The 24,541-nt window shown below is 68.9% G+C and carries 22 protein-coding genes; 16 read left to right on the top strand and 6 right to left on the bottom strand.

The genetic code is table 11. The features are described from left to right. Positions 1 to 11: 11 nt before the first annotated feature. Positions 12 to 1,106: an alanine dehydrogenase gene (ald, locus tag ACLF6J_RS13620; protein ID WP_134352077.1), complete on the bottom strand. Its 1,095-nt coding sequence runs from the start codon at positions 1,104 to 1,106 to the stop codon at positions 12 to 14. A gap of 105 nt (positions 1,107 to 1,211) precedes the next feature. Between ald and ACLF6J_RS13615 the strand changes: the two genes are divergently transcribed. Continuing rightward, the gene (locus ACLF6J_RS13615; protein WP_131492339.1) at positions 1,212 to 1,730 is read left to right on the top strand and encodes an Lrp/AsnC family transcriptional regulator; all 519 of its coding nucleotides are present in this window, start codon (positions 1,212 to 1,214) and stop codon (positions 1,728 to 1,730) included. A gap of 13 nt (positions 1,731 to 1,743) precedes the next feature. Here the strand turns inward: ACLF6J_RS13615 and ACLF6J_RS13610 are convergent, their stop codons facing one another. From ACLF6J_RS13610 to aceA, 3 genes are all read right to left on the bottom strand, one after another. Continuing rightward, on the bottom strand, positions 1,744 to 2,175 hold the full coding sequence (locus ACLF6J_RS13610) for a hypothetical protein (protein WP_134352076.1): 432 nt from the start codon (positions 2,173 to 2,175) through the stop codon (positions 1,744 to 1,746). Positions 2,176 to 2,273: 98 nt separating this feature from the next. Beyond that, the gene (gene aceB, locus ACLF6J_RS13605) at positions 2,274 to 3,944 is read right to left on the bottom strand and encodes a malate synthase A (protein WP_244093490.1); all 1,671 of its coding nucleotides are present in this window, start codon (positions 3,942 to 3,944) and stop codon (positions 2,274 to 2,276) included. Positions 3,945 to 4,087: 143 nt separating this feature from the next. Continuing rightward, on the bottom strand, positions 4,088 to 5,413 hold the full coding sequence (aceA, locus tag ACLF6J_RS13600) for an isocitrate lyase (protein ID WP_131494298.1): 1,326 nt from the start codon (positions 5,411 to 5,413) through the stop codon (positions 4,088 to 4,090). Positions 5,414 to 5,647: 234 nt separating this feature from the next. On the opposite strand from aceA, the gene ACLF6J_RS13595 reads away from it, so the two are divergent. The 6 genes from ACLF6J_RS13595 (at position 5,648) to ACLF6J_RS13570 (ending at position 12,313) form a co-directional block, all read left to right on the top strand. After that, positions 5,648 to 7,090 carry a helix-turn-helix transcriptional regulator gene (locus ACLF6J_RS13595; protein WP_047522379.1) on the top strand — a complete coding sequence of 481 codons (1,443 nt, stop codon included), beginning with the start codon at positions 5,648 to 5,650 and terminating at the stop codon, positions 7,088 to 7,090. Between the two features lie 113 nt (positions 7,091 to 7,203). Further along, positions 7,204 to 8,307: an ABC transporter substrate-binding protein gene (locus ACLF6J_RS13590; protein ID WP_131494301.1), complete on the top strand. Its 1,104-nt coding sequence runs from the start codon at positions 7,204 to 7,206 to the stop codon at positions 8,305 to 8,307. Further along, positions 8,292 to 9,104 carry an ABC transporter ATP-binding protein gene (locus ACLF6J_RS13585; RefSeq protein WP_134352075.1) on the top strand — a complete coding sequence of 271 codons (813 nt, stop codon included), beginning with the start codon at positions 8,292 to 8,294 and terminating at the stop codon, positions 9,102 to 9,104. Before ACLF6J_RS13590 ends, ACLF6J_RS13585 begins: the two co-directional genes overlap by 16 nt. Further along, positions 9,097 to 9,945 carry an ABC transporter permease gene (locus ACLF6J_RS13580; RefSeq protein WP_047522375.1) on the top strand — a complete coding sequence of 283 codons (849 nt, stop codon included), beginning with the start codon at positions 9,097 to 9,099 and terminating at the stop codon, positions 9,943 to 9,945. The genes ACLF6J_RS13585 and ACLF6J_RS13580 overlap by 8 nt, the downstream gene beginning before the upstream one ends. A gap of 111 nt (positions 9,946 to 10,056) precedes the next feature. Then, positions 10,057 to 11,436: an NtaA/DmoA family FMN-dependent monooxygenase gene (locus tag ACLF6J_RS13575; protein WP_134352074.1), complete on the top strand. Its 1,380-nt coding sequence runs from the start codon at positions 10,057 to 10,059 to the stop codon at positions 11,434 to 11,436. After that, positions 11,429 to 12,313 carry a ribokinase gene (locus tag ACLF6J_RS13570; protein ID WP_134352073.1) on the top strand — a complete coding sequence of 295 codons (885 nt, stop codon included), beginning with the start codon at positions 11,429 to 11,431 and terminating at the stop codon, positions 12,311 to 12,313. The genes ACLF6J_RS13575 and ACLF6J_RS13570 overlap by 8 nt, the downstream gene beginning before the upstream one ends. Positions 12,314 to 12,317: 4 nt before the next feature. Here the strand turns inward: ACLF6J_RS13570 and ACLF6J_RS13565 are convergent, their stop codons facing one another. Next, on the bottom strand, positions 12,318 to 12,917 hold the full coding sequence (locus ACLF6J_RS13565; protein ID WP_047522369.1) for a PadR family transcriptional regulator: 600 nt from the start codon (positions 12,915 to 12,917) through the stop codon (positions 12,318 to 12,320). A gap of 103 nt (positions 12,918 to 13,020) precedes the next feature. On the opposite strand from ACLF6J_RS13565, the gene ACLF6J_RS13560 reads away from it, so the two are divergent. Continuing rightward, on the top strand, positions 13,021 to 13,530 hold the full coding sequence (locus ACLF6J_RS13560) for a flavin reductase family protein (RefSeq protein WP_047522367.1): 510 nt from the start codon (positions 13,021 to 13,023) through the stop codon (positions 13,528 to 13,530). Then, entirely contained in the window at positions 13,527 to 13,934 is a 408-nt protein-coding gene (locus ACLF6J_RS13555) for a riboflavin kinase (RefSeq protein WP_047522365.1), read from the top strand. The genes ACLF6J_RS13560 and ACLF6J_RS13555 overlap by 4 nt, the downstream gene beginning before the upstream one ends. 76 nt (positions 13,935 to 14,010) lie before the next feature. Here the strand turns inward: ACLF6J_RS13555 and ACLF6J_RS13550 are convergent, their stop codons facing one another. Further along, the gene (locus tag ACLF6J_RS13550; RefSeq protein ID WP_134352072.1) at positions 14,011 to 15,519 is read right to left on the bottom strand and encodes a PucR family transcriptional regulator; all 1,509 of its coding nucleotides are present in this window, start codon (positions 15,517 to 15,519) and stop codon (positions 14,011 to 14,013) included. A 98-nt stretch (positions 15,520 to 15,617) separates the two neighbouring features. Between ACLF6J_RS13550 and gabT the strand changes: the two genes are divergently transcribed. The 7 genes from gabT to ACLF6J_RS13515 all read left to right on the top strand — a co-directional run bounded on the left by gabT (position 15,618) and on the right by ACLF6J_RS13515 (position 24,366). Continuing rightward, positions 15,618 to 16,985 carry a 4-aminobutyrate--2-oxoglutarate transaminase gene (gene gabT / locus ACLF6J_RS13545; RefSeq protein ID WP_052193443.1) on the top strand — a complete coding sequence of 456 codons (1,368 nt, stop codon included), beginning with the start codon at positions 15,618 to 15,620 and terminating at the stop codon, positions 16,983 to 16,985. A 105-nt stretch (positions 16,986 to 17,090) separates the two neighbouring features. Continuing rightward, complete coding sequence (locus tag ACLF6J_RS13540; RefSeq protein ID WP_047522362.1) at positions 17,091 to 18,473, top strand: flavin monoamine oxidase family protein; 1,383 nt, start codon at positions 17,091 to 17,093, stop codon at positions 18,471 to 18,473. Next, the gene (locus tag ACLF6J_RS13535; protein WP_134352071.1) at positions 18,473 to 19,357 is read left to right on the top strand and encodes a universal stress protein; all 885 of its coding nucleotides are present in this window, start codon (positions 18,473 to 18,475) and stop codon (positions 19,355 to 19,357) included. The genes ACLF6J_RS13540 and ACLF6J_RS13535 overlap by 1 nt, the downstream gene beginning before the upstream one ends. Continuing rightward, positions 19,357 to 20,904: an APC family permease gene (locus ACLF6J_RS13530; protein WP_134352070.1), complete on the top strand. Its 1,548-nt coding sequence runs from the start codon at positions 19,357 to 19,359 to the stop codon at positions 20,902 to 20,904. Before ACLF6J_RS13535 ends, ACLF6J_RS13530 begins: the two co-directional genes overlap by 1 nt. Positions 20,905 to 20,926: 22 nt before the next feature. Further along, on the top strand, positions 20,927 to 22,393 hold the full coding sequence (locus ACLF6J_RS13525; RefSeq protein ID WP_047522356.1) for an NAD-dependent succinate-semialdehyde dehydrogenase: 1,467 nt from the start codon (positions 20,927 to 20,929) through the stop codon (positions 22,391 to 22,393). 58 nt (positions 22,394 to 22,451) lie between these two features. Next, positions 22,452 to 23,816, top strand: coding sequence for an NAD-dependent succinate-semialdehyde dehydrogenase (locus tag ACLF6J_RS13520; RefSeq protein ID WP_134352069.1), 1,365 nt, complete (start codon positions 22,452 to 22,454; stop codon positions 23,814 to 23,816). A 112-nt stretch (positions 23,817 to 23,928) separates the two neighbouring features. Continuing rightward, complete coding sequence (locus tag ACLF6J_RS13515) at positions 23,929 to 24,366, top strand: pyridoxamine 5'-phosphate oxidase family protein (RefSeq protein ID WP_134352068.1); 438 nt, start codon at positions 23,929 to 23,931, stop codon at positions 24,364 to 24,366. Positions 24,367 to 24,541: the final 175 nt, after the last annotated feature.

Genomic DNA, 24,541 nt, shown 5'->3' with positions numbered 1-24,541 from the left:
GGTCTGGAAGGTCAGTCGGTCGGGAAGCCGTGCGCCTGCGCGACGGCGGGGAGGGTGATGTGCCCGTTCTGGACGTTCAGTCCCTTCGTGAGCGCGGCATCCTCGGACGCGGCACGCTCCCAGCCCTTGCCGGCGATCGCCGAGACGTAGGGCAGCGTCGCGTTGGTCAGCGCACGGGTCGCGGTCTCGGGAACCGCGCCGGGCATGTTGGCGACACAGTAGTAGATCGAGTCGTGCACGGCGAACGTGGGGTCGTCGTGAGTGGTCGGGCGCGAGCCCTCGAAGCATCCGCCCTGATCGATCGCGATGTCGACGAGCACGGATCCCGGCTTCATCGCGGCGACCATGTCGTCGGTGACGAGTTTGGGGGCAGCGGCGCCGGGGATCAGCACGGAGCCGATCACGAGGTCGGCGGTCCTGAGCTCTTCGGCGATGTCGTAGCGGCTCGAGGCGCGGGTCTCCAGCGCGCCGCCGTAGCGGTGCTCGAGCTCGCGCAGGCGGGGGAGGGAGACATCGATCACGGTCACGTTCGAGCCGAGTCCGAGGGCGTTCGCGGCGGCATGCTCGCCAGCGACGCCGCCTCCGATCACGACGGTCTTGGCGCGAGGGGTGCCGGCGATGCCACCGAGCAGCATTCCGCGACCACCCTGCGAGCGCAGCAGCGAGTGCGAGCCCATGACCACGGAGAGCCGTCCGGCGATCTCGCTCATCGGCACGAGCAGCGGCAGGCTGCGGTCGGGCAGCTGCACGGTCTCGTAGGCGACGGCCGTCGTCCCGGCATCCACGAGCGCGGTGGTCAGCGCGCGGTCGGCAGCGAGGTGGAGGTAGGTGAAGAGCGTGAGGTCGGGCCGGAGGAAGCCGTACTCCTGGGCGATCGGCTCCTTGACCTTGATCAGCAGATCGGCTTCGCCCCAGGCCTCGGCGGCGGTCGCGACGATCTCGGCGCCGGCGGCGCGGTAGGTCTCGTCCGTGATGCCGGAGCCGAGCCCTGCGCCGGTCTGCACGAGCACGCGGTGGCCTTCGTGGACCAACCGATCGGCGCCGGCCGGGGTGAGGGCGACGCGGTTCTCGTTGTTCTTGACCTCGGTGGGGACGCCGATCTTCATTGATCCTCCAGGGGTGTGATGAGGTGACCGACCCAGGATCGCAGAAACATCGCCAGATCAACAGAATCAGTGAAGATGATTCGTCGATGACCGAAATCCTGAATAATGCTTCGTATGGAGATGCCTTCTGACGCCCCGGGGCCGAACAGCGTTCGGGCGCCCGCGCTCGATGCGATCGACGCGAGGATCGTGCAGCTGCTCACCGCCGACGGACGGATGACGAATGCGGAGCTCGCCGCTCGGCTCGGGGTCGCACCGTCGACCGCGCACACGCGGCTGCGCGCGCTGATCGATCGGGGGGTGATCACCGGGTTCCACGCGAGTGTGGACGAGCGGAAGCTGGGGGCCGGGCTCCAGGCGATCATCGGGGTGACCCTGCGTCCGAGCGGTCGCCGGGAGAGCATCGTCGAGTTCGCGGACCGGGTGCGTGTCCTCCCGCCCGTCATCCAGGTGTTCTTCCTCGGCGGTGACGACGACTTCCTCCTGCACATCGCGGTCGCCGACTCATCGGAGATGCGGGAGTTCGTGCTCGAGCATCTGTCGGCCCAGAGCAGCGTCGCCTCCACCCGCACCAGCATCGTGTTCGACTATCACCGCAACTCGGTGGCCGCGTCGTTCCACTGAGCGGCCCCGCGTGTCAGGCGCCGTAGGAGGCGGGGAGTGCGCAGTAGTCGGCGAATCGCCGCGTCGGATGCGCGGGATCGGTCACATCGACGATCGCGCTCGCGACCGTGTGCGGCGGTTCGTCGCCTGCGAGCTGCCACACCGCGTAGTTCCACATCCCCCTGGTGCGCTCACCGAGCAGACCTGCCGGGCCGGAGATGAGCAGGATGACATCGCTCGTCGGGGCTTGGCGGAACGCGGTGACGACCTCACGCACTCCCGCTTCCCCTCCGTCCGCGGAATGATCCCGGACGACTTCCTGGTCGACGGCGGTCAGGGCAGCAGCCAGGGCGTCGGCCGCGGCACGCGAGCGCTCGGCATCCGTCCCGGCGACCGCCAGCAGGCGCCTGCCGCGCGGATAGAAGTGCAGGAACTCGGAGGCGATGTCCGCCCAGACGTCGGTCATGCCTCCAGGCTACGCCCGCCCGGTCGGCCCGGCTCGGGACCGGGAAGAGCCCCCGGGTGCGGTGTCCGCCGCGACCCCGAGGGCTCTTCGTCTATCGCTCAGTCCTCGTCGACCAGGAACCGGCTGTAGGCGCCGAGTGTGAGGAAGGTCGGGAACTCCTCGCGCAGCGCGACCTCACGGAAGATCTCCGCCGCATCGTCGAAGCGGTCGCCGTGGCTGCGCGTCGCCTGAGCCAGCACCTGCGCGATCAGTCCCTCGATGTACTCGGCGGTGATGGGGGTGCCGTCCTCGGTGGTGCGGTCCTGGTGGATCCACTGCCACACCTGCGAACGGCTGATCTCCGCGGTCGCGGCATCCTCCATCAGGTTGTCGATCGCCACGGCGCCCAGTCCGCGCAACCAGGCTTCGAGGTAGCGGATGGCGACCGAGACGTTGTCCCGCACACCCTGCGCGGTGATCGGTCGTCCGATGTGCAGGTCGAGCAGATCACGCGCCTCCACGTGCACGTCGTCGCGCTGACGGTCGACCTGATTCGGACGATCGCCCAGGACGGCGTCGAACTCGGCCTGCGCCGTGGGGATCAGGTCGGGGTGCGCGACCCAGGTGCCATCGAAGCCGTCGCCCGCCTCGCGCTTCTTGTCGGCGGTGACCTTCTCGATGGCACGCGCCGTCACCTCGGGGTCACGACGATTCGGGATGAACGCGCTCATCCCGCCGATGGCGAAGGCTCCCCGCTTGTGGCAGGTCTGCACGAGCAGGTCGGTGTACGCCCGCATGAACGGCACCGTCATCGTGACCTCGCTGCGGTCGGGGAGCACGAACCGCGCCCCGCGACCCCGGTAGTTCTTGATGATCGAGAAGATGTAGTCCCACCGCCCGGCGTTCAGCCCCGCGCAGTGGTCGCGCAGCTCGTAGAGGATCTCGTCCATCTCGAATGCGGCAGGCAGCGTCTCGATCAGCACGGTCGCGCGGATGGTGCCGTGCGGGATGCCGATGTACTCCTCGCTGAAGGAGAAGACGTCGTCCCACAGCTTCGCCTCCTCGCTCGACTCGAGCTTGGCGATGTAGAAGTACGGTCCGCGGCCGCTCTCGATCAGCGCCTGCGCGTTGTGCAGGAAGTACAGCCCGAAGTCGACGAGCGAGCCGGACGCCGAGGTACGACGACCCGCACGGTCGGTGAACGCGATGTGCTTCTCCGGCAGGTGCCATCCGCGCGGGCGCATCACGATCGTGGGGGTGCGCTCCGCCGTGACGCGGTACTCCTTGCCTTCCAGGGAGGTGAACGACAGCTCGCCGCGGATGGCGTCGCGCAGTGAGAGCTGCCCCTCGATCACGTTCTTCCAGGTCGGGCTCGTGGCATCCTCCTGGTCGGCGAGCCACACGCGTGCGCCGGAGTTGAGGGCGTTGATCGTCATCTTCGGGTCGGTCGGGCCGGTGATCTCGACGCGCCGGTCCTCGAGGCCGGGTCCTGCGCCAGCGACGCGCCAGTCGCGGTCTTCCCGGATGTGTGCCGTGTCCTCGCGGAAGCGCGGGTCGTGTCCGTTGCCGATCTCGAAGCGCCGACGCATCCGGTCTGCGAGTCTGTCATGGCGACGGGCGGCGAACCGGTGGTGCAGTTCGGTCAGGAAGGCGATCGCCTCGGGCGTCAGGATCTCCTCGTAGCGCTCGCGGAGGGATCCGGTGACCTCGATCGCAGGGCCCAGCTGGGTCGTCTGGATCGGGCCCGTGGCCGGGGGAGCGGTGGTCGGGGGAGCGGTGGGAGTGGTCATGATCGTGGGTCCTTTGCGTTGCGGGGATGCCGAGAGATGGTCGACGCCCCCTCCTGTCGTCGACACCCCCTCCGGCTCGCGTGGGAGGGCGGGGGTCTCGACGGGGAGAGGGGGCCTCGACGGAGGCGGCATCGGCTGACGGATCAGTGGAACTGTGCGGCCTCGGTGGAGCCGGCCAGGGCGAGGGTCGCGCTTTCGGGGTTGAGCGCGGTGGAGATGACGTCGAAGTATCCGGTGCCCGCCTCGCGCTGGTGCTTGGTGGCGGTGTAGCCGTGGGCTTCGGCGGCGAACTCGGCTTCCTGCAGCTCCACGTAGGCGCTCATGGCGCGATCGGCGTAGCCGCGGGCGAGGTCGAACATCGAGTGGTTCAGGGCGTGGAAGCCGGCCAGGGTGATGAACTGGAACTTGTAGCCCAGGTCTGCCAACTCCTGCTGGAACGTCGCGATCTCGGCGTCCGACAGGTGCTTCTTCCAGTTGAAGCTCGGCGAGCAGTTGTAGGCCAGGAGCTTACCGGGGAACTGTGCGTGGATGGCCGCGGCGAAGTCCCGGGCGAGCTGGATGTCGGGCTCGCCCGTCTCGACCCACAGCAGATCGGCGTAGGGGGCGAAGGCGAGACCGCGGCTGATGACCGACTCCAGGCCGGGGCGGATCCGGTAGAACCCCTCGGTGGTGCGCTCGCCGGTGGTGAACTCCTGGTCGCGCTCGTCGACGTCGCTGGTGAGCAGGTCGGCGGCGAGGGCGTCCGTGCGGGCGATGATCACGGTCGGGACTCCTGCCACGTCGGCCGCGAGACGGGCGGCGTTCAGGGTGCGGATGTGCTGCTGGGTGGGCACGAGCACCTTGCCGCCGAGGTGGCCGCACTTCTTCTCGCTGGCCAGCTGGTCCTCCCAGTGGATGCCGGCGGCACCGGACTGGATGAGCGACTGTGCGAGCTCGTAGGCGTTGAGGGGTCCGCCGAAGCCGGCCTCCGCGTCGGCGACGATCGGGGCGAGCCAGTCCTGGGTGGTCTCGCCCTCCGCGTGCTCGAGCTGGTCCTGACGCAGGAGCGCGTTGTTGATGCGGCGCACGACGGCCGGCACCGAGTTCGCGGGGTAGAGCGACTGGTCGGGGTAGGTCTGTCCGGCCAGGTTGCCGTCGGCGGCGACCTGCCATCCGGAGAGGTAGATGGCCTTGAGGCCGGCGCGCACCTGCTGCACGGCCTGGCCGCCCGTGTAGGCGCCGAGTGCCCGGACGTAGTCCTCGGTGTGCAGGAGGTTCCAGAGGTTGTCGGCGCCGCGGTGGGCGAGCGTCGCCTCTTCGCGGACCGACCCCCGGATGCGGATGACGTCCTCCGCCGAGTACGTGCGCTCGACGCCGTCCCAGCGGGGATCGGTGTCCCAGATCTCCTGGAGTTCAGCGGCCGTCTGAACCTGGTCGCCGGCTCGCAGACCGGCGGGGCGGGGCGTCGGGGTGTGGGCGGTGTTCGTCATGGTGTCTCCTCGGTGGATCCGGCTGCGGTGCCGGTGTGGCGTGGTTCCACTGTGCGTGAAGTTCAGGCATCTGAACGACCGATCTCGCGCAGAAGTTTCGTCATTCTTCTGCTTCTGTGACAGAATCGCCTCCACTCGCTCCGACCATCGGCGGTCGAAGTGCAAAAACGCGCCGGAAGTGCCTCGTGGAGGGGCGTTTCTGATCCCGCACGGGGTGCGAACAAGAGGAGTGGGATGGATACCGCAGAAGAGACCGACGCCCTCACGATCGGTCGACGCATCCGACAGTTGCGCACCGCGCGCGGGATGACGCTCGACGACCTCGCCTCGGCGGTCGATCGCGCCCCCAGTCAGATGTCGATGATCGAGACCGGCAAGCGAGAGCCGAAGCTCACGCAGCTGCAGACGATCGCCCGCGCGCTCGGCGTCACCATCGACGCGCTGCTGGAGGGGGAGCCGCTCGACGAACGCAGCGCGGTCGAGATCGCGCTGGAGCGGGCGATGAAGGGACAGACGTTCCAGGCCCTCGGCATCGAGCCGTTCCGGATCGCGAAGAGCGTGCCGACCGACGCGTTGAAGGCGCTGCTGGCGCTGCACGGCGAGATCGACCGGCTCAAGGACGAGCGGGCCGCCACGCCGGAGGAGGCGCGGCGGGCGAACGTCGAGCTGCGGCACCTCATGCGTCGTCAGGACAACCACTTCGCCGACCTCGAGGCGAAGGCCGCGGAGATCCTCACCGCCGTCGGGCACCCCGGTGGCCCCCTCACCCAGCGCACCGCCTCCGAGATCGCGGCGTACCTCGGATTCACGCTGCACTACGCGCCCGACCTGCCGCAGACCACCCGCAGCGTCGCGGACCTCGCGAACGGACGGCTGTACCTGTCCAGCAGCGTGCCGGCCAAGGGGGATGCCCGCACCGCGGTGCTGCAGGCGCTGTCGAGCCGCATCCTCGGGCACTCCGAGCCGCGCAGCTACGCCGAGTTCCTGCGGCAGCGCGTCGAGACCAACTACCTCACGGGTGCGCTCCTCATCCCCGAGGGGCACGTGGTCCCGGCGCTGAAAGACGCCAAGCAGCGGCGGGCGATCTCGATCGAGGATCTGCGCGACGCGTACTCGGTGTCGTACGAGACGGCGGCGCATCGCTTCACGAACCTCGCGACGCGGCATCTCGACATCCCGGTGCACTTCCTCAAGGTGCACGAGTCGGGCACGATCACGAAGGCGTACGAGAACGACGACGTGAACTTCCCCACCGACCGCCTCGGGGCGATCGAGGGACAGATGTGCTGCCGCAAGTGGACGTCGCGAGTGGTGTTCGACGAGGACGACCGCTTCAACCCGTACTACCAGTACACCGATACCGGCAACGGGACGTACTGGTGCACCGCGCGGGTCGAGGCGTCGAGCGAGGGACTGCACTCGGTCAGCGTGGGCGTGCGCTTCGATGACACGCGGTGGTTCGTGGGGCGCGACACCTCGCACCGCGGCGTCTCGAAGCACTCCGTCGAGGTCTGCTGTCGACGGGCACCTGCCGAGCTGGAGGAGCGCTGGCGTGAGAACTCCTGGCCCAATGTGAAGACTCCGCGCACCCTGCTGGCGACCCTGCCGACCGGGTCGTTCCCCGGCGTCGACACGACCGACGTGTACGAGTTCCTGGAGGCCCACGCCCCTCGCTGAGTCCCTGCCGCCCTTTCGCAGTTCGTCAAAAGTTAGTTCGATCTTGCTTAGTCAATCTTGACTATGTTACTTTCATCGAGCCATCAACGACGAACGGCCGAGAAGGGACCCTCATGGCTACTTCCTCTGCGGAAACCCGATTCCGCATCACTGCCACCCTGACGTGCGTTCTCGCCGCCACGCTGACGCTCGGAGCATGCTCCGCGCAGACGCCAGGCGGCGATACCGCCCCCACGAGTGCGAGCGACACCGACGCCTGCAAGCGGAATCAGGATGCCGGCACCATCACCTACATCTCCGGTTACGGCTACTCCGCCAGCGCCGGGCAGCTCGACGTGTTCCTCGCCGAGGAGTTGGGCTACTTCGACGATCTCTGCCTGGACGTGGAGATCAACGCCTCCGGTGCGAACGGGCAGCAGCTCGTGGCATCCGGCCAGGCGCAGTTCACCGCTCTCGGCTCCGCATCCGATGTGATGCTGGCAGCGGCGAACAGCAAGAACCTCACAGCGGTCGCGACCTACGGCACCACCCCGCCGTTCTCGATCTTCGGCAACGAGAAGCTCGAGAGCCTCACCGACCTCGAGGGTGGATCGCTCGGATACTTCATCAACCTGACCCCGATCGCCTCGGCCATGCTCGATGAGGCCGGTGTCGACGTCTCGAAGGTCGAGATGGTCAAGATGACCAACTACGACCCGACCGTCGTCGTGCGTGAGCAGGTCGACGCCATCGTCGGCTACGCGTCCAACCAGCCGCAGTCGCTCAAGGCGCAGGGCCTGCCGTTCAGCGAGTTCCTCCCCTCCGACCTCGGGGTCGAGGGCACGTACAACGTGATGGAGGTCAACTCCCGCTTCCTCGACGAGCACCGCGAGGTCGCCGCGGACTTCATGCGGGCGAGTCTCAAGGCGCTGCAGTACTGCCTGGACGAGTCGGACGCCTGCATCGACACACTCGCGAAGCTGGCCGAGGACAACAATCAGGGCGCCGCGTTCCCGCGCGATCAGCTCGCCCGCACGTGGGAAGTGGAGTCCGCATGGGTCCGGGAGAGCGCCGGTGGTAACCCCGGCGTGCAGAACGAGTCCATGTGGGAGCCCGAGTACGCCCTCGTGAAGAAGTACGGCGGCGTCAAGGACCTGCCCGCGATCGCCGACATGATGGACGCCGACCTGGTCGCCGACCTCTACGACGGCGACACTCTGACATGGCCGGCGAAGTGATGTCGGTCGCACAGGGCACGGGCGTCGAGGTCAGGAACGTCTCGAAGTCGTTCGGCGTCGACGGTGCCGAGGTCACGGTGCTCGACGACGTGAACCTCACGATCGGCATGGGCGAGTTCGTGTCGGTGATCGGCCCGAGCGGCTGCGGCAAGTCCACGCTGCTCAAGGTCGTCGCCGGTCTCCTCGAGGCCGATTCCGGCACGGTCACGATCGACGGTGAGAGCGTCACGGCGGCATCGCGGGACAAGAAGATCGGCCTCGTGCCGCAGTCGCCCGCGCTGCTGCCGTGGAAGACCGTGCGCGAGAACGTCGAGCTCCCCGTACGCATCAACGCCAAGGCGAACGCCGGAAGGGCTCTGCGCGACCCGGCGGAGCTGCTGTCGACGTTCGGTCTCGGCCAGGCGATGATGAAGTACCCCGGGCAGCTGTCCGGCGGCATGCAGCAGCGTGCCGCGATCGCCAGGGCCTTCGTGTTCGACCCCGCCATCATGTTGATGGACGAGCCGTTCTCGGCCCTCGACGAGATGAACCGGGACCTGCAGCGCATCGCCCTGCTGGAGTTCTGGCAGTCCAACCGGAAGGCCGTCATGTTCGTCACGCACTCCGTGCCGGAGGCGATCATGCTCTCCGACCGCATCGTGGTGATGGCCGCCCACCCCGGGCGCATCGCCCAGGTGATCGACGTCGACCTCCCGCGGCCGCGCACCGAGGAGGCCTATGCGACGGACGAGTTCCGCGAGCTGGAGGCAGTCGTGCGCGGTGCGCTGCGCGCGCAGACGGAGAAGGCCCATGTCTGAGCTGACGATGAGAGACACCACCGCGACCCTCGCGACCGCCCGCCTGAAGGCCCAGCCGCGCCGGGGAGTCCCGCCGTGGCTGCGCTGGGGGTCGTGGGGTCCCACCCTGATCACCTTCGTGATCGCCGCACTGCTGTGGCAGATCGTGGCCTGGACCAACCCGTATGTGCTTCCGACACTCGAGGCGATCGGCGGGAGTCTCGTCGACGATGCCGGCATGTACTGGTCGAACTTCCTCGTCACCCTGCTCGAGGTCGTCGTCGGTGCCGCCGCAGGCATCCTCGCCGGCTTCCTGCTGGCGGTGGTGATGGCGGAGTTCCAGATCATCGAACGGGCCGTGATGCCGCTCGTGATCATCGTGATGGTGACGCCGATCGTGGCGATCGCCCCGGCGCTGGTCGTGGCCTTCGGCTTCGGGATGGTCCCGAAGTTCATCGTGACCGGGCTCGTGGTCTTCTTCCCGATGCTGGTGAACTCGCTCGCGGGTCTGCGTGATGTCGACCAGAAGGCTCTCGACGTCTTCAAGACGCTGCACGCCTCGCGGTGGGAGATCTTCCGCGAGCTGCGCTTCCCCGGCAGCATGCCCTACGTGTTCGCGGGGCTCCGCATCGCCCTGCCGCTCGCGGTCGTCGGCGCGGCGGTCGCCGAGTTCGTCGCGGCAGGTCAGCAGGCCGGCCTCGGTTCGCTCGTGACCACCTCGGCCGCGCAGGCGAACCTGCCCGTCACCTGGGCCAGCATCGCCCTGCTGTGTCTGCTCGGTGTGCTGCTGATCATCGTCCTCGCCCTGGTGCGCAAGCGCGTGCTCTGGTGGAGCGACGGCGAGGTCACCGCCAAGGGCTGACGCCGCACCCCCATCCCGGGACGGGAGCCCCCGACCCGTCCCGGGGTTCCTCCGGCGTGCCCGGAACCACCCCAGAACGATCAGAACCACCCACAAGGAAGGCACCCGCACATGACCGATCAGAACACCGTCAAGCCGCTGCGTCTCGGCCTCTTCGAGAACGCCCAGGCGAACGACTCCGGCACGGCGACCTGGCGACACCCCGACAACGGGCGCTACCTGTTCGACAAGCTCGAGTACTGGCGCGACACCGCGCGGATGGTCGAGGACGCGGGGTTCGACTTCCTCTTCCTCGCGGATGCCTGGGGCTGGGCCGACGTCGCCGGCGAGCGTCCCGACATCTGCTCGGTGGAGGGGCTGGACCTGCCGCGCCTCGACCCCGCGATCATCCTCGCCGCCCTCATCCCGGAGACCACGCGACTGGGACTCGTCGCCACGGGGTCGACGCTGCTGGAGCCGCCCTATGCCTTCGCGCGCCGCATGGCGACGCTCGACATCCTCTCCGGCGGACGCATCGGTTGGAACGTCGTCACCACGGGCACCGCCGACACCGCCGTGCAGGGCTTCGGTGTGCCGATGGTCGGCCACGACGAGCGCTACCTCATGGCCGACGACTTCATGCAGGTCGTGTACAAGCTGTGGGAGCAGGCCTGGGAGGAGGGCGCGCTGGAGCGCGACAAGTCCGGCCGCTTCGCCGATCCGTCCAAGGTGCACCGCATCGCGCACGACGGCCCGTACTTCCGCTCGCACGGCTACGGCAACACCTCGCGCTCGCCGCAGGGCACCCCGGTGCTGTTCCAGGCCGGTGCGTCACCCGCAGGCCGCGAGTTCGGAGGCAAGCACGGGGAGGCGATCTTCGTCGGCAGCGGCTCGGTCGAGCAGCTCCGTGCCCACTCCGCCGCGATCCGTGAGGAGGCGGTCAAGAACGGCCGCGCGGCCGACGAGGTGAAGATCATGTCGGCGTTCGCCGCGATCGTCGGCAGCACGGAGGAGGAGGCGCAGCGCAAGTACGCCGAGGTCGCCGATGCGCAGAACCCCGACGTCACGGTCGCCTCGTACGCCTGGTTCACCGGGCTCGACCTCTCGGCCTACGCGCCGAGCACTCCGATGTCGGAGCTGAGCACCGAGCTGTCGCAGACGCAGGTGGCCCGCTTCGCCGACAAGACCGTGGGCGACGTGCTCGGCGACTGGCACGCGCACGGCGTCGGTGCCCGCCCGATCGTGGGCACCCCCGAGCAGGTGGCGGACCGGATGATCGATCTCGCCGACGGCGCCGACCTCGACGGCTTCCTGTTCGCCCCCGTCATCCCGCCGGCCTCGACCGTCGACTTCATCGAGCACGTGCTGCCGATCCTCAAGGAGCGCGGTGCGGTCGTCGAACCCTCGTCCGAGCCGCAGTCGCTGCGTGAGCGTCTGATCGGCACGCCCACTCCTGCGCTCGCCGACTCGCACACGGGCTCGCAGTACCGGCGGACGATGTCGCGTGTCTGACACCCGCACCGGTGTCGCCGTGGTGGGGAGCGCGAACCTCGACCTGGTCGTCGAGGTCTCGCGCCCCCCGCTCGTCGGCGAGACCCTGCTCGGTCGGGCCGGCGGACGCTTCTCCGGAGGGAAGGGGTTGAATCAGGCCGTCTCCTCCGCGCGCAGCGGCTCTCCCACCCGCTTCTGCGCGGTCGTCGGGCAGGATGAGGCCGCTGACGTGCTCGAGCGGACGCTGTCGGACGCCGGCGTGACGACTGTCCTGCGCCGCAGCGCCGCCGCTCCCACCGGGGTTGCCCACGTGCTGGCCTTCGCCGACGGAGACAACAGCATCATCGTGGCTGCCGGTGCGAACGCCGAGCTCGACGCGGACGATGCGATCGCCGGGATCGAGGGCGCAGCGGTCGTGCTCGCCCAGCTGGAGGTCCCGGCCGCGAGCGTGTCCGCCGCGCTGCATGCGGGACGGATGGCCGGCGCGCTGACGATCCTCAACGCCGCGCCCGCCCACCCCGCCGCGGTCGAGATGCTCCCCGATGTCGATGTGCTGGTGGTGAACGAGACGGAGTGCGCCGAGCTCGGCGGTATCGACCGGCTGCATGCGGCGGGTGCACGGACCATCGTGCTCACCCTGGGCGCCGGGGGAGTGCTCCTCCACCGCGCGGGGCGTGACCGCCTGCACACCGAGGCCTTCCGGATCGACCCGGTCGACACGACCGGGGCCGGCGACGCGTTCTGCGGGGCCCTCGCCGCGGCCCTCGCCCGCGGCGACGGGATCGAGGAAGCCCTGATCGGCGCCTCCGCGGCCGGAGCCATCGTGGCCCAGCACCGCGGGGCGACCACCGCGGCCTTGTCCGCCGAGTCGATCGCGACGCTCGTCGCCTCGCGCTGAGTCGCTACTCCGTGCGGGCGGCGTCGTCGTCCGTGCTCACCGTCTCGCCGGCGAAGGTGTATTCGCCGCCGCGGAGGCGCTCCAGCAGGTCGAGCAGCCACTGCTTCTCGGCAGTGAGGCGGGCGGTGGAGAGGTCGAAGATCTCGCGCACGTACTTCGGTGTCGTCTCGGAGCGCAGTGTGTCCTGCACATCGAAGCCGTTCTGGGTGATGATCGCGTCGCTCTTGATGAGGCGATGTTCGAGGCCGGCGATGACCTCCTGCCGGCTCAGCACGAACATGAACGAGGCGACGGTCATGATGGCCTGGGTGTCGAAGGCGGCGACGTTCCAGAGGTTCTCCCGCAGCATCCGCTGGAGCTCGACCTCGCCGGACGGTGTGATGCGATAGGTCGTGCGCGCGGGGCGCTTGCCCTCGGCCTCGGTGCCGCTCTCGGCGATGTAGCCGTCGACCTCGAGGGCGCGCAGGGCGTTGTAGATGGATCCGGGCTGGATGTGCGCCCACTCGTCGACATGCCACGTCATGAGCTCTCGGCGGAGGAAGTACCCGTGTACGGGCTGGAACTGCTTCACGGCGCCGAGGACGACGAGGCGGGTGGTCGACATGCCCCTCATGCTAACGGCTGGGGTCCAAGATTCCGGTTGTTTGCATGATCAAAGTTGCCTATTATCGGAACTAGTCAAAGTTGACTAACGAAAGGAAGCCGAAATGACGTCTGCCGTGACCGAAGCCCTCCCGCGCGACCTCGCCCTCCGCCGGGCGTTCTCGGTATACCCGACCGGCGTCGTCGCCCTCGCTGCGCACATCGATGATCGGGCTGTGGGGATGGCGGTCAACTCCTTCACGTCGATCTCGCTCGAACCGGCACTCGTCGCCATCAGCGCGGCGCGCACCTCGAAGACCTGGCCGGTGCTGCGCGAGGTCCCCGAACTCGGCATGAGTGTGCTGGCCGCGCACCACGAGCCGCTCAGTCGTTCGCTGTCGGCGCGTGAGGGAGACCGGTTCGGAGGTCACGAGTGGCAGCGCACCGACGGTGGGGCCGTGCTCATCTCGGATGCCGCGCTCTGGCTCACCTGCCGCCTGCACAGCACATTCGACGGCGGGGATCACGAGATCGCGCTGTACGAGATCACCGATCTCACGCTGTTCGACGACGTCGAGCCCCTCGTCTTCCACCAGAGCCGCTATCGCGCCATCGCCGCCCCCGAGAGCGCGTGAGCGCTCAGCCGCTCGGGGCGATCGCCGGCCTCGTCGTCCCCGGTGACGGTCGGGGACGGGAGCTCGGCTTCCCGACGGCGAACCTGGAGCTTGCGGACGGCAGCCTCCCCGACGACGGCATCTACGCGGCATGGGTCCGGATCGATGGAGCCGTGCATCCCTGGGCGGCGAGCGTCAGCGTCGGAGCGAACCCGACCTTCGACGGCGACCGTGAGCGGCGGGTCGAGGTGCACCTGCATGACGCGGACATCGACCTGTACGGCCGACGAATGGAGGTGACCCTGATCGCGCTGCTGCGTCCGACGCTCCGGTTCGACCGCGTCGACGACCTGATCGCCCAGACCGCGGAGGATGTGGTCCGCTGCCGGTCCGTGCTGGGCGCGCCGCCGATCGGTCCTGGCTGATCGTTCCGGTCGCACTCTCTCACGGAAAAGCGCCGGATTGGCGGCACGAACTGCGACCGGAACGACTTGCCAGGGCTCAGTCGCGAGCGGTCTGCAGGATCGTCCAGAGCTCCGCGCGCGCGGGGAAGGTCGACAGATCGATGTCGAGCAGCGCACCCGCATGGGCGATGCGGGAGCGCAGCGTGTGCCGATGCACCCCGAGTGCGACCGCGGCGGATTCGGCCTTGGCGTCGTGCTCCAACCAGGTGCGCAGCGAGCGCTCGAGCTCGGCGCCGGTGCGGGCATCGTGTTCGCGGATCGGTGCGAGGCGTGATTCCGCGACCAGGCGTGCCTCATCCGTCGCGAGTGCGGTGAGGATGCGGGAACCGACGGTGTCGGCATAGCGTGCGACGCCGTGGGTGCCCTGTTGCCGCAGTGCGGTGAGTGCCTGAGCGTGCGCCCGGGAGAAGGAGCCGTACCCCTCGGGCTCGGAGACGCCGATGCGGATGCCGAAGCGCGCGGCCGCCTCATCGAGCAGGGACTCATCGCCGACGGAGAGGCACATCGTCACGCCGTCCTCGGATTCGGCCAGGAAGACGGCGGTGCCGTGCTCGACCCGGTTCCGCTCCCACCAGTCCGCGAGCGGGCCGGCCGTGGCATCGGCGGCGACGGCCACGACCACCGGAGCGGGCGGCATGCTTCCCAGCACTCTTCTGGCCAGGCCCGGGTCGTCGGCGAGGAGCGAGCCGAGGAGCTGTGCATGCAGGCGTCGGCGGCTCCGTGCGAGCTGTTCGCTCTGCTCCATCGCGAGTCCGGCCATCGCGATCACCGATGTCACGACCGACCGTGCTTCCGGGTCCAGCGCGTCGATGGCGAGGGCGATCACCCCGCGCAGATGCCCGCCGCGACCGACGGTGAACAGCATGAACGTGTGCTCGCCGAGGACCAGCGACTGCCCGGCTTCGAGCCCGCGGGTGAGGATCTCCATCACCCGCTCGCCCAGGGCGTCGCGCACCTCGGCGTCGAGGCGGTCCCGGGGGTGGGAGGCGACGACCGTTCCCGCGGCGTCGAACATCCCCGCCCAGACCTCGAGCCGTCGTCCGAGTTCCGCGATCGTCGCATCGAGTCCGCTCGGGCGCAGGGCTGCGAGGGCGAGGGCGCGCTGTGTGTCCAGCGCCCAGGATCGGCGGGCATAGGCCTGCGCGGCGATCGCCTCGGAGTGGGCGCGGGCGACCGCGATGAACGGTGTGCGGTACGGCACGGTGAACAGGGGCATGCCGTGCGTGGCGCAGGCGGCGACCAGCTCGTCCGGAACGCCCGAGCGGTGCACCTCGGTGCCGAAGCCGAGTCCGAGGACACCCCGATCGGCGAGGCGACCGACGTAGGTGTCGATGCCGACGGCCTCGTCGAACTGTGTGCCGGTGGTCAGCAGGGCGAGGTCTTCCGAGAGGAACGGTGTCGGATCGGCCAGGTCCGAGCTGTGCACCCAGCGCAGGGGACGGTCGAGAGCCCCGTCCGCCAGCTCGGTCTCGCGGGGGACGAGTGCGAGTCCGAGATCGCGGCGACGCAGCAGGGCGCGCAGTGTCGGCTGCTCGGTCGTGGGCACGGCACGTCCTCCCGTATGTACAACGTGGCGAATTCTTCTTTCAGATTGTACGCGTCGGCGAGTGCGGGGGTCTTCGGCACCGCCGTACGCTCGCGATCATGGCACTCCTCGACACCGCAGCCCCCGCAGTCCCTCTCGGCGGACCCGACCTCCCGCAGGAGCGTCGTCTGGTCACGGACCTCCCCGGGCCCCGCTCGGCCGAGGTGCTCGCGCGCAAGGCGGATGCCGTGGCAGCGGGTGTCGGCCACACCGTGCCGATCGCCGCCGTCGCGGCCGGCGGCGGAGTCGTCGTCGATGCCGACGGGAACTCCCTCATCGACCTCGGCTCGGGCATCGCCGTGACCACGGTCGGCAACGCGCACCCGAAGGTCGCCGCGGCCGTCGCCGCCCAGGCCGCGCAGTTCACCCACACCTGCTTCATGATCTCGCCCTACGAGTCGTACGTCGACGTCGCCGAAGCACTCAACCGCGTCACCCCCGGTGGATTCGCCAAGAAGAGCGCCCTGTTCAATTCGGGAGCGGAGGCGGTCGAGAACGCCATCAAGATCGCCCGCAAGCACACCGGTCGCCAGGCGGTCGTCGCCTTCGACCACGGCTACCACGGCCGCACCAACCTGACCATGGCGCTCACCGCCAAGTCGATGCCCTACAAGAGCGGGTTCGGCCCGTTCGCCCCCGAGGTCTACCGCGCGCCGATGTCGTACCCGTTCCGTGACGGGCTCGAGGGTGGCGAGGCCGCTGCCCGCGTGATCCTCCAGCTCGAGAAGCAGATCGGCGCCGACAACCTGGCCGCGGTCATCATCGAGCCGATCCAGGGCGAGGGCGGCTTCATCGTCCCCGCCGACGGCTTCCTGCCGGCGATCGTCGACTGGTGCCGCGCCAACGGCGTCGTCTTCATCGCCGACGAGGTGCAGACCGGATTCGCCCGCACGGGGCACATGTTCGCGAGCGAGATCTTCGGCATCGAGCCCGACCTGATCACCACCGCCAAGGGGATCGCCGGCGGTCTTCCGCTCGCCGCCGTCACCGGCCGCGCGGAGATCATGGACGCCTCGCACTCCGGTGGTCTGGGCGGCACCTACGGCGGGAACCCGATCGCATGCGCGGCGGCGCTCGCGTCGATCGACGTGTTCGAGAACGACGGGGTGATCGAGCGTGCCCGGGAGATCGGCACGATCCTCACGGACCGCCTCACCGCGATCCAGGAGAGCGATCCTCGCATCGGCGACATCCGCGGCCACGGTGCGATGATCGCAGCCGAGTTCGTCGACCCCGAGACCAAGGCACCGAACGCCGCTCTCACGGCCGCGGTCGCCAAGGCCTGCATCGCGCAGGGCGTCATCGTGCTCACCTGCGGAACCTACGGCAACGTCATCCGCTTCCTTCCTCCGCTCTCGATCGGCGACGACCTGCTGAACGAAGGCCTCGACGTCGTGGCCGCCGCCCTCGCCGCGGCCACGGAATGATGTGCAGGCCGCGCCTCCGCGTGGCCTGACCCCCTGTCCGGTCGCGACCCCAATCGGGGGATTTCGGGTCGCGACCGGCACTACTTCCCAACGAAGGAGTTGCAGATGTCTGAGATCACCCGCGATGTACTGATCATCGGTGCCGGAGCCGCAGGGCTCACGGCGGCGAACGACCTCCGGAAGGCCGGCCTGTCGGTCGCCGTGCTGGAAGCCCGCGACCGTGTCGGCGGACGACTGTGGACCGACGTCATCGACGGCGCCATGCTCGAGATCGGCGGCCAGTGGGTCTCGCCCGATCAGGATGCGCTCAAGGACGCGATCGAGGAGCTGGGGCTCGAGACCTACAGCCGCTACCGCGAAGGGGACAGCGTCTACATCGGACCCGATGGGCAGGTGCACCGCTTCACCGGCGAGATGTTCCCCGTCGCCCCGGAGACCGAGGCGGAGATCGCTCGGATCACCGACATCCTGGATGCGCTCGTCGCCGAGATCGACCCGGATCGTCCCTGGGCGCACCCGAGCGCCGCCGACTGGGACTCCATCACCTGGGATGCGTGGCTGCGTCAGCAGACCGACGATGACGAGGCCGTGCGGAACCTGGCCTTCGCCACGGGATCCGCGATGCTCACCAAGCCGACGCACGCGTTCTCGCTGCTACAGTCGCTGCTGATGGCCTCGTCCGCCGGTTCCTACTCGAACCTCGTGGATGCCGACTTCATCCTCGACAAGCGGGTCGTCGGCGGGCTCCAGCAGGTGCCGCTGCGTCTCGCCGAGCGTCTGGGCGACGATGTGCTCCTCAACCAGCCCGTGCGCAGCCTCGAGTGGTCGGATGCCGGCGTCGTCGCCACCACGGACGACCTCACGGTCCGTGCCCGCCACGCGATCCTCGCCCACGCGCCGGTGCTGTACAGCCGCATCTCGTTCGTGCCGCCGCTGCCGCGCCGCCAGCACCAGCTGCACCAGCACCTCTCGATGGGCTTCGTCATCAAGGTGCACGCGGTCTACGACCGTCCGTTCTGGCGCGAGCAGGGCCTCAGTGGCACCGCGTTCAGCCCGTACGAGCTCTCGCACGAGGCCTATGACAACACGAACCACGGCGATGAGCGCGGCACCCTGGTCGGCTTCGTGTCCGACGCCAACGCCGACGGGGTCTTCGAGCTCTCGGCCGAGGAGCGCAAGGAGCGCATCCTCGAGTCGCTGTCGCACTACTACGGTCCCGAGGCCAAGAACCCGGTCGTCTACTACGAGAGCGACTGGGGCAGCGAGGAATGGACGCGCGGCGCCTATGCCGCGAGCTTCGACATGGGCGGCCTGCACCGGTACGGCGCGGACCTCCGCACCCCCGTCGGCCCGATCCACTTCGCCTGCAGCGACATCGCCGGTGCTGGGTACCAGCACGTGGACGGCGCGATCCGGATGGGGCACCTGGTGGCCTCGAACATCGTCGAAGCAAGCCGTGAGAACGGCTCCGCAGAGAGCGTCGGCTGATGAGCGGCTCGGTCGTCGTGGGGTACACGGCGACGGATGCGGGAGCGGATGCTGCCGCCCTCGGTGCGCGGCTCGCCCGCAGCCTCGGCGCGACGCTGCACCTGGTGATCGTGCTTCCCAACGAGGGCACGCGCAACGCCGCGGTGCCGCCGGAGCGGGCCTACGAGGAGCACATCAGGGCGCAGGCCAGGAAGTGGCTCGGCGAGGCCGTGGTCAGCCTCCCGCAGGAGCTGACCCGCAGCGGTCACGTGCGCTTCTCCGAGTCGTTCGCCGAAGGGCTGATCGCCGCCGGTGAGGAGTTCGGCGCCAGGGTCATCGTGATCGGCGCAGCGGGTGGTGGCATCTTCGGACGCCACCGTCTCGGCAGCGTCGCCTCCGAGCTCCTGCACTCGTCGACGATCCCGGTGGCCCTCGCCCCCGTGGGGACGGCGCAGCAGGACGACCACGTGATCCCGCGCGTCACCGTCGCGGTCGGCTCGCGACCGGGCGCCGACGCCCTTCTCGACGAGGCCGTGGCCATCGCCGGCGACAGCGGTGTCGATCTCCGACTCGTGTCCCTCGTGCCGTTCGACGTGCCTCCGGGGCTCGACACCGGCGCGATCCGCACGGTCGGCGACACGCACGCGCAGGAGGTGCTGGCGGTGGCGACGGAGCTGCTGCCGGACGGTCGCACCGCCGCGGTCGAGAAGGCGCCAGGCGACTCCGTCGAGGATGCCGTCGCGCAGCTCCACTGGCTTCCCGGGGAGGTCGTCCTCGTCGGCTCCAGCCGCCTGGCCCAGCCCCGTCGTCTCTTCCTGGGGTCCACGGCAGCGAAGATGCTGCACGAGCTCCCCGTCCCCATGATCGTCGTCCCGCGCACCCGCAACGAGGCAGGAGAACGCTGATGAGCAGCACCAACCGGGCGACGGAGCCCGAATCCGGTGTCACCACCGGTATCTCCACGAAGGGCCTGAGCGCCGGAACGGTCGGCCTCATCGGCGCGGTCGTGATCGGCATCTCGTGCATCGCGCCCGCATACACGTTCACCGCGGCCGTCGGCCCGGTCGCGTCCACGGTGGGGTCGCAGATCCCCGCCATCATCCTCGTCGGGTTCATCCCGATGCTCCTGGTCGCCTTCGGCTATCGCGAGCTGAACAACCGGATGCCCGACTCCGGCACCTCGTTCACGTGGGCTGCCCGCGCCTTCGGGCCGTGGGTCGGCTGGATGGCGGGCTGGGGCCTGGTGGTCGCCACGATCCTGGTGCTGTCGAACCTCGCCGGCATCGCGGTCGACTTCCTGTTCCTCCTGATCTCGCAGATCACCGGCAATCCGGACATCGCCGGGCTGGCGAGCGTCACCTGGATCAACATCAGCGTGTGCCTGCTGTTCATGCTTGGCGCGACCTGGGTCTCGTACCGCGACATGCAGACGACGCAGAAGCTGCAGTACTGGCTGGTGAGCTTCCAGATCCTCGTCCTCGTCTTCTTCGCGATCTCGGCGATCGTCCAGGCCGTCGGCGGCAACGGCTTCGACTACCAGCCGTTCGATCTGAACTGGTTCAACCCCTTCGCGATCTCGTCGTTCAGCGCGATCGCGGCCGGCCTCTCGCTCTCGATCTTCATCTTCTGGGGCTGGGACGTCACGCTCACCATGAACGAGGAGACCAAGGATCCCGAGAAGACCCCGGGGCGTGCGGCCACCCTCACGGTGCTCACGATCGTCTCGCTGTACCTGCTGCTCGCCGTCGCGATGATCATGTTCGCCGGCGTCGGAACCGGTGCACTGGGACTCGGCAACGAGGACATCCAGGAGAACGTCTTCTTCCACCTCTCCGGCCCGATCCTCGGTCCGCTCGCGTTCCTCGTCTCGCTCGCCGTGCTCACCAGTTCGGCCTCGTCGCTGCAGTCGACGTTCGTGGGACCGGCGCGCACGCTGCTCGCGATGGGGCACTACGGCGCGCTGCCCAAGTCGTTCGCGAAGGTCAGCCCGCGCTTCTTCACGCCCGGGTACGCGACGATCGTCTCGGCGATCGTGGCATCGGCCTTCTACGCCGTCATGCGCGTGGTCAGCGAGGACACGCTGTGGGACACCATCCTCACGCTCGGCATGATGATCTGCTTCTACTACGGGATCACCGCCTTCGCGTGCGTCTGGTACTTCCGCAAGCAGTGGTTCGACTCGACGCGGAACTTCTTCTTCACGTTCCTGTTCCCGCTCGTCGGCGGAGCGATCCTCGCGGTGCTGTTCTTCACCACGCTGATCGACTCGATGGACCCCGCCTACGGGTCCGGTTCGCAGATCGGCGGCGTCGGCATCGTCTTCATCCTCGGGATGCTGATCATCGTCGTCGGCCTCGCCGTCATGATCTGGAACGCGGTCCGACGGCCCGCGTTCTTCCGCGGACAGACGCTGAGCATCGACGCACCGCCCAGCCGACGCCCGCGCTCCTAGCCCTCCTCACAGAAAGAGAATCATGAGCACCCAGACCGAACAGGCCCTCCTCGACAGCATCCCCACCGGTCTCTTCATCGGCGGTCAGTGGATCGACGGCGAGACCGGCGGCACCTTCGACGTGCAGGATCCCGCGACCGGTGCCGTGATCCGCACCATCGCCGACGCGACGCCCGCAGACGGCATCCGTGCGCTCGACGCCGCGGTCGCCGCGCAGGACGACTGGGCTGCGACGGCTCCTCGCGTGCGCAGCGAGATCCTTCGTCGGGCGTTCGACCTCGTGCAGGAGCACAAGGAGGATCTCGCCCTGCTCATGACCCTCGAGATGGGCAAGCCCCTCGCCGAGGCCCGGGGTGAGGTCGGCTACGGCGGCGAGTTCCTGCGGTGGTTCAGCGAGGAAGCCGTGCGCATCAGCGGCCGATACGGCATCAACCCGGAGGGCACCGGCCACATGGTCGTGTCGCAGCGCCCGGTCGGACCGTCCTTCTTCGTGACGCCGTGGAACTTCCCCTTCGCCATGGCGACGCGCAAGATCGCCCCCGCGCTCGCCGCCGGCTGCACCGTCGTGATCAAGCCCCCGGCACTCACGCCGCTCACCACGATCTTCTTCGTCTCGCTGCTGGAGAAGGCCGGACTGCCCGCGGGCGTGGTCAACGTCGTGCAGACGTCGAAGTCCAGCGCGCTCTCGGCACCCATCATCGCCGACCCGCGTCTGCGCAAGCTGTCGTTCACCGGTTCGACCGAAGTCGGCCGCAAGCTGATCGCCCAGGCGGCGGAGGGCGTGCTGCGCGTGTCGATGGAGCTCGGAGGCAACGCGCCGTTCGTGGTGTTCGACGACGCCGACCTCGACAAGGCCGTGGACGGCGCGCTCGCCGCGAAGTTCCGCAACATCGGACAGGCCTGCACCGCGGCCAACCGTTTCATCGTGCACAAGGACGTCGCGGGCGAGTTCGCGAAGCGCGTGACCGAGCGTGTCAACAGCATGAAGATCGGTCGGGGCACGGAGGACGGCGTCGCGATCGGTCCGCTCATCGACGCGGATGCCGTCGCCAAGGCCGGCGAGCTCGTCGACGACGCGGTCGGACGCGGTGCGACCCTCCTCGCGGGTGGCAAGGCCGTCGAGGGAACGGGCACGTTCTACGAACCCACCGTGCTCACCGATGTCGTCGCCGGGAGCGCGATCCTCCGCGAGGAGATCTTCGGACCGGTGCTCGCCATCGCGACCTTCGAGACCGAGGATGAAGCCGTGCACCTCGCGAACGACACGGAGTACGGGCTCGTCTCGTACGTCTTCACCGAGAACCTGCAGCGCGGACAGCGGATGATCGACAAGCTCGAGACCGGCATGATGGGTCTCAACGTGGGCGTGGTCTCCAACGCAGCGGCCCCCTTCGGCGGCGTCAAGCAGTCCGGCGTCGGCCGCGAGGGCGGGTTCGAGGGCATCCACGAGTACCTGTCCACCAAGTACACGCTGATCCCGGTCTCCTGATTCCGATGCGCGGGGCCCGCACCGTCGGGCCCCGCCCCACCACACGAGAGGACATGTCATGACCGACTACGCCGTCATCAACCCCGCCACCGGAGAGACGCTGGCGTCCTTCGACACCTTCACCGACGCCCAGATCGAGGAGGCCGTCGCCGCCGCCGACGAAGCCCACCGCGAGTGGTCGCGCTCGTCGACCGTCGCCGAGCGCGCCGCGCTCCTGCACCGCGCTGCCGAGCTGCACCGCGAGCGACGGGAGGAGCTCGCCGACATCTTCGTGCGCGAGATGGGGAAGCCGCGTGAGGCCGCGCTCGGCGAGGTCGACTTCGCCGCGGACATCGCCGACTACTACGCCGACCAGGCGGAGTCGATCATGGCGGACCAGCCGATCGCGATCCTGGGGGAGGGCTCGGCCGTCATCCGCCGCTCCTCGCTCGGGCCGCTCATCGGCATCATGCCGTGGAACTTCCCGGCGTACCAGATCGTCCGCTTCGCCGCCCCGAACCTGATCGTCGGCAACACGATCCTGCTGAAGCCGGCGCCGCAGTGCCCGGAGTCCTCGACCGCGATCGAGAAGATCTACCACGATGCCGGCTTCCCGAAGGGCGCCTACCAGAACGTGCTCGCGACGAACGAGCAGATCGGGACGATGATCGCCGACCCGCGCGTGCAGGGTGTCTCGCTCACCGGCTCCGAGCGCGCCGGCGCCGCGGTCGCCGAGATCGCCGGCCGCAACCTCAAGAAGGTCGCGCTGGAGCTGGGTGGCTCCGACCCGTTCATCGTGCTCTCCACCGACGACCTCGACGCCACCGTGCAGGCCGGCGTCGATGCTCGTCTGGACAACAACGGACAGGCCTGCAACGGCGCGAAGCGGTTCATCGTGGTGGACGGGCTGTACGACGCCTTCGTCGAGAAGTTCACGGCGGCGATGGCGGCGGTCGAGGCGACCGACCCCATGCTCGACGACACGGTCCTCGGTCCGGTGTCCTCCGAGACGGCCGCGGTCACCCTGCAGAAGCAGATCGACCAGGCCGTCGAGCAGGGGGCGACCCTGCTCACCGGCGGAACGCGCGAGGGCACGTTCTTCGCTCCGACCGTGCTGGCCGACGTGACGCCCGAGATGAACGTGTACCGCGAGGAGCTCTTCGGGCCCGCTGCCGTCGTCTACCGTGTGGCGGATGAGGACGCTGCGGTCGAGCTCGCGAACGACACCACGTTCGGTCTCGGCTCGTACGTCTTCACCACGGATGCCGAGCAGGCCGAGCGCGTCGCCGACAAGATCGAGGCGGGCATGGTCTACGTCAACCTCGTGCTGGCCGACAGCCCCGAGCTGCCCTTCGGCGGTGTCAAGCGCAGCGGCACGGCCCGCGAGCTGGGCCACCTGGCCGCCGACGAGTTCGTCAACAAGAAGCTCATCCGCATCGGCTGAGCGCCACGATGAACGGCCCCTCGCAGACCGCGAGGGGCCGTTCGCGTGCCCGCCTCGGAACACGTGACGAATGGCCTGTCGGTGGAGACATCGAGTGGGAGACAATGGCGGCATGAGCGCGCACACCGACCCCATCGAGACCCTGGCCTCGGACCGGAGCTGGGAGCTGCTCGGCACGCAGGAACTGGGACGACTCGTCACCCATGTGGGCGACACGATCGACATCTTCCCGGTGAACTACGTGGTCGACGGCGAAGGCATCCTGTTCCGCACCGCGCCGGGCAGCAAGCTGTTCGAGCTGACCGTCAACACCGACGTGCTGTTCGAGGTCGACGACCACACCGACACGGATGCCTGGAGCGTGATCATCCGCGGGTACGCCACCGCACTGGAGTCGGATGCCGACGTGCAGCGGGCGGAGGCCGCGGGGCTTCGGCCCTGGATCCCCACCCTCAAGCGCGTCTTCGTACGCATCGCCCCGACCTCGGTCTCGGGGCGGGCGTTCCGCCGCAGTGCCGAGCCGGAGCGCGACGGTCCCCAGGAGTACTGACCGCACCGGCACCGCGCGGCGCGTGTCCCGAAGGAGACCTCACGTTCTGGAGGAGATCTCCCGTCCTGGAGGAGATCTCACAGGATGAAGGAGATCTCACAGGATGAAGGAGATCTCACAGGATGAAGGAGATCTCACAGGATGAAGGAGCGAAGACAGCATTCGCTCCTTCAGA

This window comes from Microbacterium sp. IO18, assembly GCF_049099505.1.
GTDB classification, from domain to species: Bacteria; Actinomycetota; Actinomycetes; order Actinomycetales; family Microbacteriaceae; genus Microbacterium; species Microbacterium aurugineum.
This window is presented reverse-complemented; position numbering and strand designations above follow the sequence as displayed.

Bases quoted from the DNA above. Each gene is read 5' to 3' on its own strand.
- ald (WP_134352077.1), bottom strand. From the start codon at position 1,106: ATGAAGATCGGCGTCCCCACCGAGGTCAAGAACAACGAGAACCGCGTC.
- ACLF6J_RS13615 (WP_131492339.1), top strand. From the start codon at position 1,212: ATGCTTCGTATGGAGATGCCTTCTGACGCCCCGGGGCCGAACAGCGTT.
- ACLF6J_RS13610 (WP_134352076.1), bottom strand. From the start codon at position 2,175: ATGACCGACGTCTGGGCGGACATCGCCTCCGAGTTCCTGCACTTCTAT.
- aceB (WP_244093490.1), bottom strand. From the start codon at position 3,944: ATGACCACTCCCACCGCTCCCCCGACCACCGCTCCCCCGGCCACGGGC.
- aceA (WP_131494298.1), bottom strand. From the start codon at position 5,413: ATGACGAACACCGCCCACACCCCGACGCCCCGCCCCGCCGGTCTGCGA.
- ACLF6J_RS13595 (WP_047522379.1), top strand. From the start codon at position 5,648: ATGGATACCGCAGAAGAGACCGACGCCCTCACGATCGGTCGACGCATC.
- ACLF6J_RS13590 (WP_131494301.1), top strand. From the start codon at position 7,204: ATGGCTACTTCCTCTGCGGAAACCCGATTCCGCATCACTGCCACCCTG.
- ACLF6J_RS13585 (WP_134352075.1), top strand. From the start codon at position 8,292: ATGGCCGGCGAAGTGATGTCGGTCGCACAGGGCACGGGCGTCGAGGTC.
- ACLF6J_RS13580 (WP_047522375.1), top strand. From the start codon at position 9,097: ATGTCTGAGCTGACGATGAGAGACACCACCGCGACCCTCGCGACCGCC.
- ACLF6J_RS13575 (WP_134352074.1), top strand. From the start codon at position 10,057: ATGACCGATCAGAACACCGTCAAGCCGCTGCGTCTCGGCCTCTTCGAG.
- ACLF6J_RS13565 (WP_047522369.1), bottom strand. From the start codon at position 12,917: ATGTCGACCACCCGCCTCGTCGTCCTCGGCGCCGTGAAGCAGTTCCAG.
- ACLF6J_RS13560 (WP_047522367.1), top strand. From the start codon at position 13,021: ATGACGTCTGCCGTGACCGAAGCCCTCCCGCGCGACCTCGCCCTCCGC.
- gabT (WP_052193443.1), top strand. From the start codon at position 15,618: ATGGCACTCCTCGACACCGCAGCCCCCGCAGTCCCTCTCGGCGGACCC.
- ACLF6J_RS13540 (WP_047522362.1), top strand. From the start codon at position 17,091: ATGTCTGAGATCACCCGCGATGTACTGATCATCGGTGCCGGAGCCGCA.
- ACLF6J_RS13535 (WP_134352071.1), top strand. From the start codon at position 18,473: ATGAGCGGCTCGGTCGTCGTGGGGTACACGGCGACGGATGCGGGAGCG.
- ACLF6J_RS13530 (WP_134352070.1), top strand. From the start codon at position 19,357: ATGAGCAGCACCAACCGGGCGACGGAGCCCGAATCCGGTGTCACCACC.
- ACLF6J_RS13525 (WP_047522356.1), top strand. From the start codon at position 20,927: ATGAGCACCCAGACCGAACAGGCCCTCCTCGACAGCATCCCCACCGGT.
- ACLF6J_RS13520 (WP_134352069.1), top strand. From the start codon at position 22,452: ATGACCGACTACGCCGTCATCAACCCCGCCACCGGAGAGACGCTGGCG.
- ACLF6J_RS13515 (WP_134352068.1), top strand. From the start codon at position 23,929: ATGAGCGCGCACACCGACCCCATCGAGACCCTGGCCTCGGACCGGAGC.